This window comes from Streptomyces sp. NPDC001443 (genome assembly GCF_053597355.1).
The window spans coordinates 65,713-81,814 of the sequence record NZ_JBSFIA010000021.1; the positions used below are offsets into that span (position 1 = coordinate 65,713).

Genomic DNA, 16,102 nt, shown 5'->3' on the forward strand with positions numbered 1-16,102 from the left:
CCTAGAATTCGTCAAGTTGAGTCGACGCGCGTAACCGGCCAGCGAAAACAGGCATGAGAAAAGCGCGATCGATGATGGGCTTCATCAAAGATGGAAGCAGCCGGAAGACCTGCGTCGTCCCTGCGGCCGGCCGCTGAACGACGTGCCGAAACCGTGCGGTTCCAGGCCGTCGCTCAGCGCCCTCCCGGACATCGGGCCCATGGGTTCCGCGCTCGCTCGAAGGACCGTACCGACATGTCTTTTGCGCCTCCCCCAACCCGTCCGTACGGCTGCGACGACCCTGCACCTTCCGCCAAGGGGCGTTGTGCAGGTCGAAACAAGTCAAACGCCTACGTGGTGAATCGGAACGTACACGACGGAGAGGACCGCTGCGACATCGAGAAAAGTGTCGATTAGTCCATTTTCTTGATGTTTATTCCCGAAGTGCTCTCGGCCGTCCAGGCCGGGGTGGTGCGTTGCGAGGTGCAAATTGAGGGGCGCGGCTCCGGTTGCCTGCTGCGGGCGTGAGCCGATGCGGAGGGGGTGCCCCTTCGTTTCGTCGTTAAAGCAGCAGGATGATTCAAGGAGGGCAAAGGGAACGGGCCGGGTGCCTCGGGGACGTGCACATGTCCAGCCGTCTGCGGCAGTGAATGTGCCATGCAACTGGCTCTGGCGGGCTGCCGGTCGACGGCGATGCGGCCGTAAAAGAGCGTTCACGAAGCTGCAACGGAAGGTGATGGCGGATTACTCGTCACCGACCGGATCCACCGACGGGCGGCTCGAGATGTTCGCCGCTCATGTCAACGGCGCTGTCATTCAACGGGATTGCCCGGGTACCCGGGGGTGCATCGCTGCTGTGCGGTTGGCGTACGGTCAATGCACTGCAGGTGTACGAGCATCGGCTGCGCGAGCCGGGGAGGACGGTACCGGGGATGAGTACGGGCGAGGACGACTGGACAGCACACGCGGTGTGCCGCACTGCTGCACCCGACGAACTCTTCGTCGAGGGCGCGGCACAGAACAAGGCGAAGGCGGTCTGCAGCGGTTGCCCGGTACGCACCGAGTGTCTTGCTCATGCCCTGGACCATCGCATCGAGCACGGCGTCTGGGGAGGAATGACGGAACGCGAGAGGCGCAGCCTCCTGCGGAGACGTCCGACCGTGACATCCTGGCGGGGCCTGCTCGAAGCCGCACGCGCGGAACACGGGCGCAACAGCGGACGGGGCGACACCGAACGGCCGCATGAGGCCGGGTGATTGTCGTCCGTTGAGCGACCGACGGGCTTGATCGGTGGGGCGCTGGTGCGGTTGAGCGGTATCGACCCCGCCCGGGAGGACCGGCGGTGGCCTCCTGCCCTGCTCGACCGGCAGGCAGGCGGGTGGAGAGACCGCCCCGTGGCGCCTGGTCAAGCGGACGTGAAGGCTTCCTCCGGGGTGTCGTCGAGGACGAATCCGTTGTCGAGCCGGACGCGGACCGTGACGCGGAGCATCTGTCGCTGGTAGGCGACCCATTGCTCCTCCAAGGCCCCCACCTGCTCCTCCAGTTGCTTTCTGCTCGCCGGCGGCATCTGGTGGCCGAAGTCGTCCAGGAGCGACTTGAGGCGCAGGTACTCACGTACCTCCTGGCTCTGCTGCCGGTGATGCTCGACCACGCGGTCGACAGTGCCCTCGATGCCTGCTGCCAGGGCCATGGAAGCGGCGAAGGCGCCCGTCTCCTCCGGGAGTTCCCCGGCCGGCGTCACCGTCCCGGCCAGGCGCAGATCCATCGCCAGTCGCACCCGTTGGCCCACGTTCAGCGTCATCGATCCATCGTCTTCCTCGTCGGTCACCGGCGAACCGGCACACGTCGCGTCGACAGGCGTGCCGGAGAGGATGAGATCATCCCACCCTCAACGGGGTGATCTCCCGGCCTGCCCGCCATGTCGCGCACAGCCGACGACTTCACCTGGTTGCCCGACGGCGTCCCGCGGCTCGGCTGCGACGGCGAGTGCCGGCTCGGCGTTCGAGGGGGGTGGAGGGCCGCGCTGTCCCGGCACAGGGCGTGGGCCACCAGATTTGCGGTTGCGGGCTCGGTACGGCCCCCCGGGCGCCCAGAGCGTCGAGCATGATGACATCGCAACGGGGTCCGGCCATCAGTGCACGCCCTCGATCACGGGTTCGTTCTCGAAGGTCGCCACCAAGGCGATATCGGCCACCGCGTCCCCGGCCCGCCCGGCGAGCGGCTCGATCCGGGTCGCAACGTCCCGCTCCAGGTTGTTGGGCAGGAAGAACGACTTGCTGACGTGGTGTACGAGAACGCAGCCGCGATCTCCGTAGCCGACCGGGCGCAGAGTCTCCGGATCGACGACGGAGAACGTGACGTACGGGCTGTACGGGTCGAAGACGCGGCCCACGTCGTCCGGCAGGCCCGGGCGCTCGCCGGCGAAGCGAGGATCACGGTGCTGCCGTAGTTCCCGCACGGGACGGTGTCGGGAAAGACCTCGGTCCTGTAGAGGCGGCGGGAGTCGGGGTCCGGCTGCGTGCCGCCCCGACGGAGCGCTCGCACCTTCTCGTTGACCAGTTCGGCCAGGTCGTCCCGCCGGGCCATGCGTTCGAGCAGCGGTGGAGTGATCGCGAGTGAAGGAACCGGACACCACGCGCCCGGCCCCACGCGCGGATGACGGTGTCGACGACGACGGGCCCGTACCCGCCGGGGATGTGGGAAATCGACACCAGGTGTGATCCCGATGGAAGGAATCCGCAATCTCCCGGCGCAGGCTGGAGCACCGCGTTCACCTGCCTCCACGCTGAGCCCTGGTCGGCTCCGACGCCTCGCTCGCCGAGGCCGGGCCGGCGTGTCGACAACGGTGGAGAGGAACCCCCGATGACTGCTGAGCGTGTGCTGACGCCGACACCCACGGCGTACCGATGGCGGTGGCCGGCGCTCACCGCCCTGCTGCTCGGTGAGGCGATGAACCTGCTGGACGCGACCATCGTGCAGGTCGCAGCACCGAAGATCCATGCCGATCTGGGCGGGTCGGTGTCCGACATCCAGTGGTTCACCACTGCTTACACCTTGCCGTTCGCGGTGCTGTTGATCACCGGCGGCCGGTTGGGTGACATCGTCGGCCGTAAGCGGCTGTTCGTGATCGGTGTCACGGGATTCATGGTCGCGTCCGCCGCCTGCGCCATGGCGCCCTCGGTGGGCCTTCTGATCGCCTTCCGGGCGGTGCAGGGAGCCGCGGCGGCCATGGTCATCCCTCAGACCATCGGTCTGATCAAGACAATGTTCTCCGGGCCCGAGATGTCCAAGGCCCTGGGCAGCATCGGTCCGGTGATGGGACTGGCCGCCGTCTGCGGACCGGTGCTCGGCGGCGTGCTCACGCACGCGGACCTGTTCGGCTCCTCCTGGCGCGCGGCGTTCCTGGTGAACGTCCCCGTGTCGCTGGTCGTCCTGGCGATCGCGCCCAGGCTGATGGAGAACCGCGCCCCCGAGCGGCCCACCCTCGATCTGACCGGCACACTGCTGGCCATGGCCGGTATCGGGCTCGTCGTCTACCCGCTGATCGGCGCCGACCTGACTGCCCTGTCCGGGTGGAGCTGGGCGGCCATCGCGGCCGGGTTGTGCCTGATGGGGGTCTTCGCGGTGCATCAGCGTGTGATGGCCACGACCGGGCGCAGCCCGCTGGTGGAGCGGAGCCTGTTCGTCCACCGCGGCTTCCCGGCGGCCCTGGTGACGTCGACGTCCTTCTTCGCCGTCACCAACGGCCTGCTGACGGTCGTCGTGCTCCAGCTCCAACTGGGCCTGGGCACTGATGTGTTGAAGTCGGGTCTGACCCTCGCTCCGTGGTCGGTGGGCCTGGCTGTCGCCTCCTGGGCGGCCGGTGCACATCTGGTGAAGCGATACGGCCACCGCATGATGTCCCTGGGGCTGTCCGTTCTGCTGATCGGTGCGATCGCCGCCATTGCCGTCTACCACGCGGCGGACCCGCACAAGTACCCGACGCCGCTGCTGTTCGCGCTCGGGGTCGTCGGACTCGGGGTCGGCCTGTTCGGCCCGGCATTCTTCACCATCGCCCTCGAGTCGCTTCAGCCGCAGGAGATCGGGTCGGCCGCCGGTCTGCTGAACGCCGTCCAGCAGCTGGGCGCCACGCTCGGAGTCGCGGTCCTCGGCAGCGTCTACCTGGGCAGCGCCGGGTCCGGCGGCGCGTCCACCGCCCTGCATGCCGTCCAGTTCGCGTTCTGGGTCGCCGTGGCACTGGCCGTGGTCAGCTTCATGACCAGCCGGATGATGACCGACAAGGGCGCTCCGGCCGACGCGGCAGGAGGGCATTAGGGCCTGCCGTTTGGATCAGGCCGGCCATCGCCGACCTGACTGCCCGGCCGATCCGAGCGGGGTGTGGTGCGTGCAGCTGCAGGGCGGAGGAGGGAGCCGACGCGGTGGGGGTACCTCCCGGCCGGAGGCCGGGGGACGTCGGCGAGTGACGACAACGCCGCTGGGGTTCCCCCTCTGGGGGAGTGCGCACCACACCCCGCGACGCCGGGCTGATCCAAACGACAGGCCCTGCCAGGCCGTGATCCGTCCGGTCGTGCCGGACGGATCACGGGCCGGCGTCGTGTCGACGTGGCGGCCGTCTGCCGGTGCCACGGGATCACGTGCCCGGAGGAAACGGCGCCTCGGTCCGGTACCCGGTCAGCGGACGCGGATGAAGACCACGTCGTAGAAGCTCGCTGTGGTGCGGTGCCTGATGTAGACGCCGAACGGCCCGTTGTTGTCGTCGTCCTTGGTGTTGCCCTCGACGGCGGTGAAGGAGGAACCGCCGCTCACCGTGCGGACGATGCCTATGTGCTCCTCGCCGCCGGTGAAGTCGCTGCCGCCGTTCCAGTCGTAGGCCACGATGTCGCCGGGCTGCGGGTCGGTCGTCACCGAGAGGTGCCGCTGGCCGGCCCGTGCCTTGTTGACCCAGCCCGAGACGTAGGTGTCGTTGAAGGTGGTGGCCCCCGTCTGCTTGGCCACCCAGCTCACGAAGGTCGCACACCAGGCGTACTTGTTGGTCGACTTGGACATGCCCACGGCGGAGCCGTAGCTGTTCGCCCGGGCGCTGCCCTGGATCGTGCCGACCTCGGCCTCGGCCACCTCCAGCATCCTGGCGTACCCGCCGCCGGACGGGGTCGTGGCCGGCGGGGTGACCACGCCGTACAGGGCGGACTTGGTGCCGGGGCCGACCCTGCCGTCGACCGTGAGGCCCGCCTCTGCCTGGAAGTCACGCACCGCGCTGTCGGTCAGCGCGCCGAAGTCGCCGTCGACGGCCAGGTCGGCGCCGTGGTGGTTGAGCAGGCTCTGCAGCTCGGTGACACAGCCGCTCTTCTGGCCCTTGATGATCTCGTTCGGGCAGGACGCCGAGGTCAGGTTGATCGGCGACGGGGCGCCGTTGCCGCCGCCACCGCTGATGTTGGCGTACAGGGCGGCCTTGGTGGCCGGGCCGACGTCGCCGTCGGGCTCCAGGCCGTGCGCGGTCTGGAACGCCTGCACGGCCACGAAGGTCTCGGCGCCGAACTGGCCGTCGACGGCCACGTGCTGCCCCTGACCGTTGAGCAGGGCCTGCAGGGTCAGGACGCAACCGCCGCTCTGGTCCTCAGTGATGGTCGTCGGGCAGGCCGCCGAGCGCAGGTCCAGAGCCGTCGACCCGGACTCGTCGGTGTTGTAGAGCGCGGACTTGGTGCTCGGGCCGACCCGGCCGTCGGCGGTCAGGCCGTTCGCGGACTGGAAGGACTTCACCGCCGCCAGGGTCCCCGCCCCGAACTCGCCGTCCACGTCGACGCCGTAGCCGAAGTGGCGGAGCAGCTGCTGCAGTTCGGTGACGCAGCCGCTCTTGTTGCCCTGGAGGATCTCGGTGGGACAGGCGGAGGACGTCAGGGTGATCGGGGAGGGTGCCGAGCCGCCGGTGGCGTAGAGCTTGACCTTGGTGGCGGGGCCCACCCGCCCGTCCACGGCGATCGCGACGGAGGACTGGTACGCGCGGACCGCGTACAGGGTGGCGGCGCCGAAGCTGCCGTCCACCGTCAGCCCGGCGCCGTGGGCGTTGAGCAGGTTCTGCAGCTCGGTGACGCAGCCGCTCGACTGACCCTGCAGGATCTCGGTGGGGCAGGAGGCGGAGGTCAGTTTGATCGCCGTCGGAGCCGCCGCCATCGCGGGGGCGGCGGTGAGCAGGGAGGCCGCCGACAGGACGGCCGCGGCCACCGCCACCACGGAGGTCCGGGCCCGTCGGCCCGGCTTCACGGAAGAATCCTTGGACATGGTCTTCATAAGGGGGAAATGTCTCCTTCGGCGGATATACGGACGACCGGTCGGTCGAACCGCGTCGTACACCGCCGGGTTCTGTCGTTCGCGGAGGATGCCGCAGGCCCGACGGCGGACGTCCGTCCTGGGCCCGGAACCGGCATGTCGTGAGGGAACCGGCCCTTCTGGCCGTTCCGGCACGGGGGAGCAAGGTTTGCCGCCCGTGGAGCCGGAACCATAAAGCCGGGGTTGCGGAATGTCATGATCCAATTTTCATTCCGCGCATGACGGTGACAGCTCGCGCCCCTTCGCGCAATGCCGGGCGGTACAACTGGCTTGATTTCATTGGCACTTCGGTGCACGCAAGGGCGATCGCCGGTCCGCGAGCGGGTGTTCCCGGGGGGCTGGGGCTGCTCTCGCAGCACCGGAGGGCAAGTGGTCCGGTTTGAGGGGCCATATTCCGCCACGAGGCCGGCGGGGGCGTCATCGTCCCCGCCGTTCCTCCCGGTTTCCCACACCCTGAACCGGCCGACGCCCTCCCCCACCCCGGACTCCGGCCGGCCGCTGAGCCAAGGGGGCGTGCGGGTCTCGAAAGAGGGCGCGCACAGGCCCTCTGATTCAGCAAGGGCCGGCGGTTCGAGCTGGAGCAGGCGGACGTCTTCCACGTCATGGCCACCACCCGGCACGACACCGTCGTCACCCGCTGGGCGATCGACCACCCCGTCCACGACCTGTTCCCCGGCCTGCCCCGGCAGAAGTGGAAACGCCGTTCCCACGGCGAGGGAGCCCACGGCCGGCGGATCCACGACTGGGCCGGCGTCGAGGTCCGGCCCTGGCACCGCGAGGACCGCCGGCACCGGGTTCTCGCCCGCCGCAGTGTGAGCAGGCCCGAGCAGATCTCCCACTACATCGCCTACTGCCCGGCCGACACCACGCTGGACGAGCTGATCCGCATCGCGGGCAGCCGATGGCGGTGGAGGAATGCTTCCAGGCGGCGAAGCAGGAATGCGGCCTGGACGACTGCCAGGTCCGCCGCTGTCCCGGCCGGCACCGCCACATGACCCTGGTCATGGCCGCCCACGCCTGCCTGACCGTCCTGCGGGCGCGGGAGCTGGGCATCGGGAAAGCGGAAACGGATCCTCCCAGCTCATCCGCCTGAGCCTCGCCGAGATCCGACGACTGATCACCCGGCTCACCGACCGCCGTCCCATCCCGGTCGAGCACGTCCTGCACTGGTCGACATGGCGCCGTCGACGCCAACACCAGGCCCGCATCAGTCACTGCAAACGACGCGGCCACAGCCCCTGAACTGCCCAGCAATCAGAACAAGGACCGTTGCAGTATTAGGGCCTGTCTGACAAGTGCTGCGGCCTCCGGGCCGCCGCTTCGGCGTGCCCGTGGCTTGTGGGCCACAGGACGTCAGATCCGGGTGCGGGCCGAGGCGGGGGGCATTCTGGTACGGGCCAGCTCCGTGATGACGGGGCTCGCCGCTTTGAGGTTCTGCAGGACCGGGCTGGTCTCGAGGGTGTGGATGGCGTCCAGGGAGCCCAGCCGCCGGGTCAGGTAGTGGTGCAGGTCGGCAGGGTCGCGGCACAGGGCTTGAGCCACCAGGTTGGTGGGGCCCGTGGTCGCTGCGACGTAGGCCAGTTCGTCGTGGCCGGCCAGTGTCGTGGCCACGTTCTCCAGGTGTGCCGGGCTCACCGACATCCACAGCAGTGCCCTGGTGTTGACGCCGAAGTGACCCGTGTCGACCTCGACGTCGAAGAAGATGGCGCCGCCGGCCTGCAGGTCCGCGAGCCGGCGCGCCACGGTGACCGGGGACCAGCCGGTCGCCTGAGCCAGCTCCGCATTGGTGGCCCGCCCGTCCTTCTGTAAGGCGACCAGCAAGTCCGCGTCGCCTGAGCCGAGTTGGCGCGGCACGGGCACGTGGGAGGTGTGGGCCGACTCGTGCTCGCGCAGGAGTCGCTGTTGCGCGTCGTCGAGCGTGTCGGCGCTGCGGCGCCAGTTCGTCGAACCGCCGAGGTAAGTGTGCAGGATGCAGTGCGCGGACACCGCGGTGATGTCGGCCGTGCGCGGAATGTCTCGCAGCAGCAGGGAGTTGCCGTTGCCCGCCCCGGCGTCGGTCGGCGTGTGGATGATCGCGACGATCTCGGTGCCGCCGGCGGTGAGTTTCACCCACGAGGTGTCCTGTCGGCGCATCAGCGCATAGGCCAGGTCCTGAGCGGAACTCGCCGCCGCGGTGAGCCGCACGAGCCACTGCGTCTGACCCGCCTGATGAGGGTCCGGCAGTCCCACGACCCGTAAGGAAGCCTCGGTGCGCAGGCGGCGGTAGCGACGGGCGACGGTCTGCGGCGAGACATCGAGGGCGGCGGCGATCTGGCTGAAGGGTGCGCGGCCGTCGATGTGCAGCGCGTGGATCAGGGCACGGTCCAGGTCGTCCAGCATGCACACATCCTTCAGTGGGGCCCGCTCCGTGGAATAAAGTTGAAGACAGCGCAGGGCACGCTACCATCGCAGCCGCAAGCCCCACAGAATTCCATCAGTTCAACCGCTCGGATCGAGATGACCGGGCACACCGGGAGTATGTACAGCGAACACGCAGGGCGCTTTGAAGTCTGTGTCACGCCCCCACCCGGCAGAAAATGGGCAGCAATTTTGACGACGTCTCGCGGTGGCTCTCCGCCCGTGACGACCTCGAGGAGTGGCTCGGCGGCCACGCCTGGCGGGCCCGGGTGTACGCGGGCGGCGACCCACGCATCGGCCACGGGCGCACGGTGGCCCCGCTCCCGGCTTGTCGGCTGGCGGCGGCGGAACTTGCCGGTGGAGAACTCCGAGGGAACCACCGGAAGGTCTGCGGCGGCTAATTCGGAATTAAATATTCCATCGCCGGTTGCACTATTTCCCGCCATCGCGGAAGTTCGGCCGAGACGTGCAGTGATGATTCGATATGGACGCCCGGACACCGCCGGGTGTGATCGCCCGCAGAGTATTTCCCTGCGATTCATACCCCTGTTGGTAAGGGGCGGCTCGGTGACGCATTTCAGCCTCATCTCATCCTGCTTATCGAAAGTCGCTGTTCTGCGGCCCGGAACGTGAGATCCACCGGCAACCACGGGGCTCTCCTCTCCAGCGCAACCGGGAAGTCCTGCCCGGTCACCCGCCTCACGGATAACAGAGGATTCGCATGTCTGACGGCACCTCACGCCCGCACGATCCCAAGGAACCGCGTGCCCGCGGCGGCGGCCACTGCGTGGTGCTCGGGGCCGGCATCGCAGGCCTCTTCGCCGCCCGAGTGCTGGCCGGCACGTCCGACCGGGTCACGGTGGTCGACCGGGACGCGCTCCCAGAGACGGACGAGAACCGGCGCGGGGTGCCGCAGGGCCGACACGCCCACGCGATCCTGCCCGCCGGCACCAGGGGGCTGCGGGAGATGTTTCCCGGCCTGATCGAGGAGTCAGAGGCGGACGGGGCAGACTTCCTCACCGCCCGCGCGGTCCCGGGTATCTGACCGGAGGGGTGCCGGGCGGGTCGAGTGCATGAGCGCGGTCCGCGGACACCCACGTGAGGCCGGACTCGCCGGTCCGGACCGGATCCTCATCCGCCGACGCGGCCCGGGCTCGTCCGGTACGTCCTGAACACCAGCACCCTCGCCCCCTGCCCCGTGACCGATCGCACGATCCGACCGCACGACGGACTTGATAGCCTCAGCAGGCCAGTCGAGCCACACCCGAGGCCAGGGAATCCGGTGCGAATCCGGAACTGACGCGCAGCGGTGAGGGGGACGGGCGGGGCACGACGCCACTGGGAGACCGGGAAGGCGCCCCGACCGGACGAACCCGAGTCCGAAGACCTGCTGGCACCTTCGCGCCCCGGCGCGGAGGGACGTCCGTAGGCCAGGCTCCGCGTACGAGCCCCGACCCCAGAGGCATGCCCGTGCTCCGTACCCCCGCCCTTCTCCGCGCTCCGGCGCTTCTCCTCGCGTCAGCCCTGCTGCTCACCGGCTGCGGTACCTCCGGCGATGACGCGAAGGCCGTGGAGACCTCCGCCGCCGGCTACCCGGTGACCCTCGGCAACTGCGGCCACCAGGTCACCCTGAAGTCGGCGCCGAAGCGGGCCGTCTCCCTCAACCAGGGCACCACCGAGATCCTGCTCTCCCTCGGCCTCGCCGACCGCATGGCCGGTACGGCGACCTGGACCGACCCGGTCATGAAGGGGTTGGAGAAGGCCGACGCGTCCGTGCCGCGCCTCGCCGACGACAACCCCTCCTTCGAGAAGGTCCTGGACGCCCAACCCGACTTCGTGACCGCCTCGTTCGTCTCCACCCTGGGCAAGGGCGGGGTCGCCACCCGCGAGCAGTTCGAGAAGCTGGGCGTGCCCACGTACGTCTCGCCGTCCGACTGCTCGGCGGGCAAGGACAACGACAGCGGCGGTGACGGATCGCGCAGCGAACCGCTCACCCTCGACGCCGTATACGGAGAAATCCGCGACCTGGCCCGCGCGTTCGGCGTCCAGGAGCGCGGCGAGAAGCTCGTCGCCGCGCTCAGGCAGCGGGTGAGCACGGCCACCGCCAAACTGCACGCCTCGGACGTCTCCCTCATGTACTGGTTCGCCAACTCCCAGTCGCCCTACCTCGCGGGCTGCTGCGGCGCGCCCGGCGCCATCACCCGCGCGGTCGGCGCGAAGAACGCGTTCGCCGACACCCACGACGAATGGCCCCAGATCAACTGGGAGACGGTCGCCGACCGCGACCCCGACGTCATCGTGATCGGCGATCTGACCCGCAAGCAGCAGACCGCCGAGACCGCCGCGGCCAAGATCCGCTTCCTGGAGTCCAACCCCGCCACCCGCAATCTGACCGCCGTGAAGAAGCGGCGGTACGTGCTGCTGAGCGGGCAGGCGATGAACCCGTCCATCCGCACGATCGAGGGGATCGAGCAGGTCACAGCCGGTCTGCGTGACTTCGGGTTCGCCAAGTGAGCTTCCGTTCCCTGCTGTTGGCGGGCGGGGGAGTGGTCGCGCTGCTCGTGTCGATCGCCGTGTCCGTGACGATCGGACCCGCCGACATCTCCACCGGCGACGTCTGGGCGTCCGTGGCGGCCCATCTCGGCCTGGGCGAGGGCACGTTGGCGCCGCTGCGTGACGGCATCGTATGGAACCTGCGGATGCCCCGCACCCTGTCGGCCGCCGTGTGCGGGGCCGGACTCGCCGTGTGCGGCGCGGTCATGCAGTCGCTGCTGCGCAACCCGCTCGCCGACCCCTTCGTGCTCGGGGTCTCCTCCGGGGCGTCCACCGGAGCGGTCGCCGTGGTCGTGCTCGGCGTGGGCGGGGGAGCGGTGTCCCTGTCGGCCGGCGCCTTCCTCGGGGCGCTGCTCTCCTTCGCCCTGGTGCTCCTGCTCAGCCACACCCTCGGCCCCGGCACCGACCGGGTCGTCCTGTCAGGGGTCGCGGCCATGCAGCTGTTCTCCGCGCTGACCTCCTTCATCGTCCTGACCTCGGCGGACGCGGAGACCACCCGGGGCGTGCTGTTCTGGCTGCTGGGCTCGCTGACAGGCGCCGACTGGGGACAGGTACTGCTCTGCACCGCCGTCCTGGCAGTGGTCCTCGTGGTCTGCCTCGGGTACGCCCGTACGCTCGACGCGTTCGCCTTCGGCGACGAGGCCGCCGCCGGACTCGGGGTCCGCGTCGCACGCACCCGCCTGGTCCTGCTCTGCGCGACCGCGCTGCTCACCGCCGCCCTGGTCAGCTGTGCCGGCGCGATCGGCTTCGTCGGCCTGGTCCTGCCGCACGCCACCCGCGCCCTCACCGGCTCAGGGCACGCCCGTCTGCTGCCCGTCACCGCGCTGAGCGGGGCCGTCTTCCTGGTGTGGGCGGACACCCTCGCCCGTACCGTCCTCGACCCCCAGGAGGTCCCGGTGGGCGTGGTGACGTCCCTGATCGGCGTACCGGCCTTCGTCGCGGTCCTCTACCGCGGACGGAGCAGGACATGACCAGCCTGCACGCGGACCGCGTCGTACGACGCACCGGCGACAAGGTCGTCGTCGACGGCGTCACCCTCACCCTGCGCCCCGGCGAGACCGTCGGCCTCCTCGGCCCCAACGGCTCGGGCAAGTCGACACTGTTGAGACTGCTGGCCGGGGTCCTCACCCCCACCGGCGGAGCCGTGACCCTGGACGGCCGTCCGCTCGCCGAGGTCGGCCGCCGCGCCACCGCCCGCCGGATCGCCACTGTCGAACAGCACGCCGACACCCGGACCGAGCTCTCCGTCCGCGAGGTCGTCGCGCTGGGCCGTGTCCCGCACCGACGCGCCTGGACACCCCCGACCACGGCCGACCGCGCAGCCGTCACCGAGGCCCTGCGGCACACCGGACTGACCGATCGGGCCGACCAGTCCTGGCACACCCTCTCCGGCGGTGAACGCCAGCGCACCCAGATCGCCCGCGCGCTCGCCCAGGAACCCCGAGAACTCCTGCTCGACGAACCCACCAACCACCTCGACATCCAGCACCAGCTCGACCTGCTGGAACTCGTCGCGAGCCTGCCGGTCACCACCGTGATCGCCCTGCACGACCTCAACCTCGCCGCGATGTACTGCGACCGCCTGCTCGTCCTGCGCGACGGCCGCGCGGTCACGCAGGGCACCCCGGCCGAGGTCCTGACGCCCGACCTCGTCGAGCGGGTCTACGGCGTCCGCGCCGAGGTCACCCACGACCCCGGCCACCCCGTGATCCGCTTCCTGCGCCCGGTCACCCCGGACGGATCCCGCCCGAAGAGGAGTGTGAACAGCGATGCCTCGACCGCGCCATGAAGCAGTCGGCCCGAAGCCCACCTCCGCCGAACCGGCACCGTGCCGCGTCGTCGTCTGCCGGGACTGCTGCTGCGGAAGCCCGAAAATCACCGGCGTGGACCACGACCGCCAACTCGCGCGCCTGACCGAGGAGGTACCCGTACGCGTCTCGGACTGCCTCGGCGTGTGCGAACACGCCAACGTGCTCGTCGTCCAGCCCTCCGCCGCCGCACGTGCCGCAGGAGCCCGCCCGGTCTGGCTCGGCCTCGTCAACGACCCCGACGCCACCGAGGACATCGCCGCGTGGATACAGGCCGGCGGCCCCGGCATCGCCCCCTGCCCCGACATTCTCGACCTCTACGTCTTCACCCCGCCCCGCAGGGCGGCAACCTCCTGACGACCCTCGTCCCGATCGTTGTCGGCCCGCGTCGGCGGTCTGCTCGGCGAAGAGCCCTTGTGCAGGCGCACCACGTGCACCACAGGGCGCCCGGCGGCGCGGAAGGCGGACACGGTCCGCCGCAGCGCGGGCGGGATCTCCGTGGTCCCCGGCACCCCGTACGGGGCTTCCGAGAGGAAGCCGCGCCGCACGTCGATCGCAATGAGCGCGGGGGTCGCGAAGTGCGGTGCGGTGTAGGACTCTTGGGGCCCTGCTCGTGGTGACGTCATGATGCGACCCTGTGCGGCCGACCGCGGCGCGACCGGTGACAAATCGTGCTGAGGTCGGGGGACTTGGACTTGAAGGCACGCTCAATGGCCTTACGGGCGGAGGGAGCTCCACTTCGTCGCCCCGGGCGCTCTGCCGCCCGGCACCGTAGGGCCGTTGTCAGAGGCGGCGGCTACGTTGCAGATCAGTACGTAGGCGAGCGGCAGCGGGGAGCGGCAATGGTGGTCGAGATGGGGTACGCGCAAGGGTGGGACACCGAGGCGCGCTTGCCCTGGCGGCCGATATCAGCGGGGGAGGCCCGAGAGCGCGATGCCGCCGGGCTTCCGTATGTCGTGGTGTACCGGGCGGCGGGCCGGGAGGCTCCACTGGAGGTACGGCTCGTTTCCTGGCAGGACCGCTATGTCGGGCTGTGGGTCTACGACGCCCAGGGCCGTCGTACCTACTGCGTGGACATGCGGCTGCTGGACGACCCGGCGCGGCTGCTGTGCCGGCACGTCGTCCGCTGGAGCTACACCGACCCGACGATGGCGGAATTCGACGAGGAGTGTCCGCGTGTCACCGTGGAACTCTTCCCGGACGGGCGAGGCCGACGGACGGAGGAGCCCCGGGGCGAGCGCGGGGGTTCGCACGTCACCCTGCCCAGGGTCCGCGACCACGAGCGCTGGACGGACCGGCCCGACTTCGGCGATTGGCCGCTGTTCTCGGCCCGGGTCCACGGACTCACCCGGCCGCCGGTCTTCGAGACCACCGAGGCCACCGGCGACAGCAGCGGGCTCAGGCCGGTCACCTGCTGGCGTCCGCCCCGCCCCGCGCAGCCCGGGCCGATCACCGAGCTGTTCCGGCCCGGTGCGCGTGTGACCGACGGCTACCACCCCGAGATGACGGTCGTGGAACCGCGCCGGATCGGAGTGCTGCGCGTGCCCAGCGGACTGCTGGCCGTCTCCGGCCCGGACATCGACGACGGCGACGGGCCGCACCTCACGGTCCCCGTCCCGCCAGGGGAGTACGTACTGGAGGAGGCACAGGCCCGCCACACCTACCACTGCGAGTGGGAGGGGAGCCAGGTTTCGCGCACGGACACCACGGCCGTCCGTGTGCTGGTGAGCGACATCCCCGCCGCGACCTGGGAGATGGCCCTCCGCCCCGACGACGACCCCCGCCTGCTCCTGGAGGACGGGATCTCCGGCTTCGACACCGACGGCGCCACGGGCTGCTTCGCCGATGCCGGGGCCTGGGAGCCGCTTATTGCGCTCTTCGAGAAGGGGCTGATCCAAGGAGACCTGAACCTGGACCCCGACTTGTACGAGGACATCAACGACTCCATGTACATGCTGCGCACCAGGGACCGGGCCTCCGGCGGCGAGCTGGTGGCCTTCGCGACGACGGGGGACGGCACCTATCCCGTGTGGGTCGGCCGTTCCGAGGCCGGCGAGGTGGTCGGGGTCGTGGTGCTGGTGGAGGGGATGCCCGAGCTGCTCCCGGAGAGCGCAGCCACCGCCGTTGCCTGAGGGGTCGTAGGCGGGATCCTGGGACCGGGCTGCCCGTGCCGTCGTGCGCCACGCCGCCAGCAGGAAAACACCGTCCCTGCCCACTGCGTCGGCGTACGAGCGGTGGTCCTGCAGAAGTGGCCGTCACACCGTGTCGCGGCGCGGATAGGCTGCGGACATGGACACCGCGCTGCTCATCATCGACCTGCAGGGCGCTTTGGTGACAGGGGCCCACGACGCCGAGGCATGTCTGAGCCGCGTCGCCGGACTGGCCGGGCGCGCCCGCGCAGCCGGCGCGCCCGTCCTCTACCTGCGCCAGCGGGTCGACCTCCCCGGTGTGCCGGCGGAACTGCTGGACATCCATCCGGCGGTGACCCCGCAGCCGGACGACATCGTGCTGGACAAGGACAGCGCCGACTCGTTCCTGGGCACGCCGCTCGACGGGCTCCTGCGCGAACACGGCGTTCGCCGCGTGGTGGTCACCGGCTTCGCCACCGAGTACTGCGTCGACTCCACCAGCCGCAGTGCCCTCTCGCACGGCTACGACGTCGTCCTCGTCGCCGACGGCCACACGACCCCGCGGCGCCCCGCCGACAGTCCGCTGCCGAGCGCGCCCCAGGTGATCGTCCACCACAACGCGCTCTTCGCCACCATCGCCTACGCCGACCGCGTGATCCAGGTGCTCCCGGCCACGGAGGTGGACTTCGCCGCCGAGGCGATCGCCGGTTAGGACCGCGCAGCGGGCTTCGGCGAACCCTGGGTCGCGGCTCCGTCGACGGATCCTGCTTGCACCGTGATTCCCCGCTGTTCGCTGCTCTGTCCGGTGCGTCGGTGGTGCGTTCGCTGCGTCCCTCGGTACCTCGGTTCGGCTTGTCACGCTCGGGAAGCCGGGCTCCCCGTTCTGCCTCAGCCTGTCCGCGGGCTTCACGA

General features: G+C 70.1%; 15 protein-coding genes, 1 pseudogene and 1 riboswitch. Of the genes and pseudogenes, 11 read left to right on the plus strand and 5 right to left on the minus strand.

The genetic code is table 11. From position 1 onward, the window contains the following. Positions 1–911: 911 nt before the first annotated feature. Complete coding sequence (locus ACWC24_RS22150; protein WP_450664641.1) at positions 912–1,235, plus strand: WhiB family transcriptional regulator; 324 nt, start codon at positions 912–914, stop codon at positions 1,233–1,235. A gap of 149 nt (positions 1,236–1,384) precedes the next feature. On the opposite strand, the gene ACWC24_RS22155 is transcribed toward ACWC24_RS22150, so the two are convergent. Together ACWC24_RS22155 and ACWC24_RS22160 are read right to left on the minus strand one after the other, a co-directional pair. Next, complete coding sequence (locus ACWC24_RS22155; protein ID WP_450664563.1) at positions 1,385–1,780, minus strand: hypothetical protein; 396 nt, start codon at positions 1,778–1,780, stop codon at positions 1,385–1,387. A 330-nt stretch (positions 1,781–2,110) separates the two neighbouring features. Next, complete coding sequence (locus tag ACWC24_RS22160) at positions 2,111–2,437, minus strand: hypothetical protein (RefSeq protein ID WP_450664564.1); 327 nt, start codon at positions 2,435–2,437, stop codon at positions 2,111–2,113. 404 nt (positions 2,438–2,841) lie between these two features. Between ACWC24_RS22160 and ACWC24_RS22165 the strand changes: the two genes are divergently transcribed. Beyond that, positions 2,842–4,293, plus strand: a complete 1,452-nt coding sequence (locus ACWC24_RS22165; RefSeq protein WP_450664565.1) for an MFS transporter — start codon at positions 2,842–2,844, stop codon at positions 4,291–4,293. 357 nt (positions 4,294–4,650) lie between these two features. On the opposite strand, the gene ACWC24_RS22170 is transcribed toward ACWC24_RS22165, so the two are convergent. Further along, positions 4,651–6,264, minus strand: coding sequence for a peptidoglycan-binding protein (locus ACWC24_RS22170; RefSeq protein ID WP_450664566.1), 1,614 nt, complete (start codon positions 6,262–6,264; stop codon positions 4,651–4,653). Between the two features lie 590 nt (positions 6,265–6,854). On the opposite strand from ACWC24_RS22170, the pseudogene ACWC24_RS22175 reads away from it, so the two are divergent. Then, a pseudogene (locus ACWC24_RS22175) lies at positions 6,855–7,396 on the plus strand (transposase); the annotation flags it as partial. A gap of 260 nt (positions 7,397–7,656) precedes the next feature. On the opposite strand, the gene ACWC24_RS22180 reads toward ACWC24_RS22175, so the two are convergent. Next, a complete protein-coding gene (locus tag ACWC24_RS22180) occupies positions 7,657–8,682 on the minus strand; it encodes an Lrp/AsnC family transcriptional regulator (protein WP_450664567.1) in 1,026 nt (341 codons plus the stop codon). 197 nt (positions 8,683–8,879) lie between these two features. Between ACWC24_RS22180 and ACWC24_RS22185 the strand changes: the two genes are divergently transcribed. From ACWC24_RS22185 to ACWC24_RS22210, 6 genes are all read left to right on the plus strand, one after another. Further along, positions 8,880–9,101, plus strand: coding sequence for a hypothetical protein (locus ACWC24_RS22185; RefSeq protein WP_450664568.1), 222 nt, complete (start codon positions 8,880–8,882; stop codon positions 9,099–9,101). A 320-nt stretch (positions 9,102–9,421) separates the two neighbouring features. After that, on the plus strand, positions 9,422–9,745 hold the full coding sequence (locus tag ACWC24_RS22190) for a hypothetical protein (RefSeq protein ID WP_450664569.1): 324 nt from the start codon (positions 9,422–9,424) through the stop codon (positions 9,743–9,745). A gap of 188 nt (positions 9,746–9,933) precedes the next feature. Then, positions 9,934–10,109, plus strand: a riboswitch (cobalamin riboswitch). A 55-nt stretch (positions 10,110–10,164) separates the two neighbouring features. Then, positions 10,165–11,214, plus strand: a complete 1,050-nt coding sequence (locus tag ACWC24_RS22195) for an ABC transporter substrate-binding protein (RefSeq protein WP_450664570.1) — start codon at positions 10,165–10,167, stop codon at positions 11,212–11,214. Beyond that, positions 11,211–12,224, plus strand: coding sequence for a FecCD family ABC transporter permease (locus ACWC24_RS22200; RefSeq protein ID WP_450664571.1), 1,014 nt, complete (start codon positions 11,211–11,213; stop codon positions 12,222–12,224). Before ACWC24_RS22195 ends, ACWC24_RS22200 begins: the two co-directional genes overlap by 4 nt. Continuing rightward, positions 12,221–13,042: an ABC transporter ATP-binding protein gene (locus ACWC24_RS22205; protein WP_450664572.1), complete on the plus strand. Its 822-nt coding sequence runs from the start codon at positions 12,221–12,223 to the stop codon at positions 13,040–13,042. Before ACWC24_RS22200 ends, ACWC24_RS22205 begins: the two co-directional genes overlap by 4 nt. Then, positions 13,023–13,418: a (2Fe-2S) ferredoxin domain-containing protein gene (locus ACWC24_RS22210; protein WP_450664573.1), complete on the plus strand. Its 396-nt coding sequence runs from the start codon at positions 13,023–13,025 to the stop codon at positions 13,416–13,418. Before ACWC24_RS22205 ends, ACWC24_RS22210 begins: the two co-directional genes overlap by 20 nt. Here the strand turns inward: ACWC24_RS22210 and ACWC24_RS22215 are convergent. Then, positions 13,379–13,687: an isochorismatase family protein gene (locus ACWC24_RS22215; protein WP_450664574.1), complete on the minus strand. Its 309-nt coding sequence runs from the start codon at positions 13,685–13,687 to the stop codon at positions 13,379–13,381. The genes ACWC24_RS22210 and ACWC24_RS22215 overlap by 40 nt on opposite strands. Positions 13,688–13,903: 216 nt before the next feature. On the opposite strand from ACWC24_RS22215, the gene ACWC24_RS22220 reads away from it, so the two are divergent. Together ACWC24_RS22220 and ACWC24_RS22225 are read left to right on the plus strand one after the other, a co-directional pair. Next, positions 13,904–15,193, plus strand: a complete 1,290-nt coding sequence (locus tag ACWC24_RS22220) for a DUF4241 domain-containing protein (RefSeq protein WP_450664575.1) — start codon at positions 13,904–13,906, stop codon at positions 15,191–15,193. 157 nt (positions 15,194–15,350) lie between these two features. Beyond that, complete coding sequence (locus ACWC24_RS22225) at positions 15,351–15,902, plus strand: isochorismatase family protein (protein WP_450664576.1); 552 nt, start codon at positions 15,351–15,353, stop codon at positions 15,900–15,902. Positions 15,903–16,102: the final 200 nt, after the last annotated feature.

What these genes read in the sequence shown, in the direction of transcription:
- ACWC24_RS22155 (WP_450664563.1), bottom strand. Translation starts at nt 1,780, where the DNA reads ATGACGCTGAACGTGGGCCAACGGGTGCGACTGGCGATGGATCTGCGC.
- ACWC24_RS22180 (WP_450664567.1), bottom strand. Translation starts at nt 8,682, where the DNA reads ATGCTGGACGACCTGGACCGTGCCCTGATCCACGCGCTGCACATCGAC.
- ACWC24_RS22195 (WP_450664570.1), top strand. Translation starts at nt 10,165, where the DNA reads ATGCCCGTGCTCCGTACCCCCGCCCTTCTCCGCGCTCCGGCGCTTCTC.
- ACWC24_RS22190 (WP_450664569.1), top strand. Translation starts at nt 9,422, where the DNA reads ATGTCTGACGGCACCTCACGCCCGCACGATCCCAAGGAACCGCGTGCC.
- ACWC24_RS22165 (WP_450664565.1), top strand. Translation starts at nt 2,842, where the DNA reads ATGACTGCTGAGCGTGTGCTGACGCCGACACCCACGGCGTACCGATGG.
- ACWC24_RS22225 (WP_450664576.1), top strand. Translation starts at nt 15,351, where the DNA reads ATGGACACCGCGCTGCTCATCATCGACCTGCAGGGCGCTTTGGTGACA.
- ACWC24_RS22170 (WP_450664566.1), bottom strand. Translation starts at nt 6,264, where the DNA reads ATGAAGACCATGTCCAAGGATTCTTCCGTGAAGCCGGGCCGACGGGCC.
- ACWC24_RS22205 (WP_450664572.1), top strand. Translation starts at nt 12,221, where the DNA reads ATGACCAGCCTGCACGCGGACCGCGTCGTACGACGCACCGGCGACAAG.
- ACWC24_RS22215 (WP_450664574.1), bottom strand. Translation starts at nt 13,687, where the DNA reads ATGACGTCACCACGAGCAGGGCCCCAAGAGTCCTACACCGCACCGCAC.
- ACWC24_RS22220 (WP_450664575.1), top strand. Translation starts at nt 13,904, where the DNA reads ATGGTGGTCGAGATGGGGTACGCGCAAGGGTGGGACACCGAGGCGCGC.
- ACWC24_RS22185 (WP_450664568.1), top strand. Translation starts at nt 8,880, where the DNA reads ATGGGCAGCAATTTTGACGACGTCTCGCGGTGGCTCTCCGCCCGTGAC.
- ACWC24_RS22150 (WP_450664641.1), top strand. Translation starts at nt 912, where the DNA reads ATGAGTACGGGCGAGGACGACTGGACAGCACACGCGGTGTGCCGCACT.
- ACWC24_RS22210 (WP_450664573.1), top strand. Translation starts at nt 13,023, where the DNA reads ATGCCTCGACCGCGCCATGAAGCAGTCGGCCCGAAGCCCACCTCCGCC.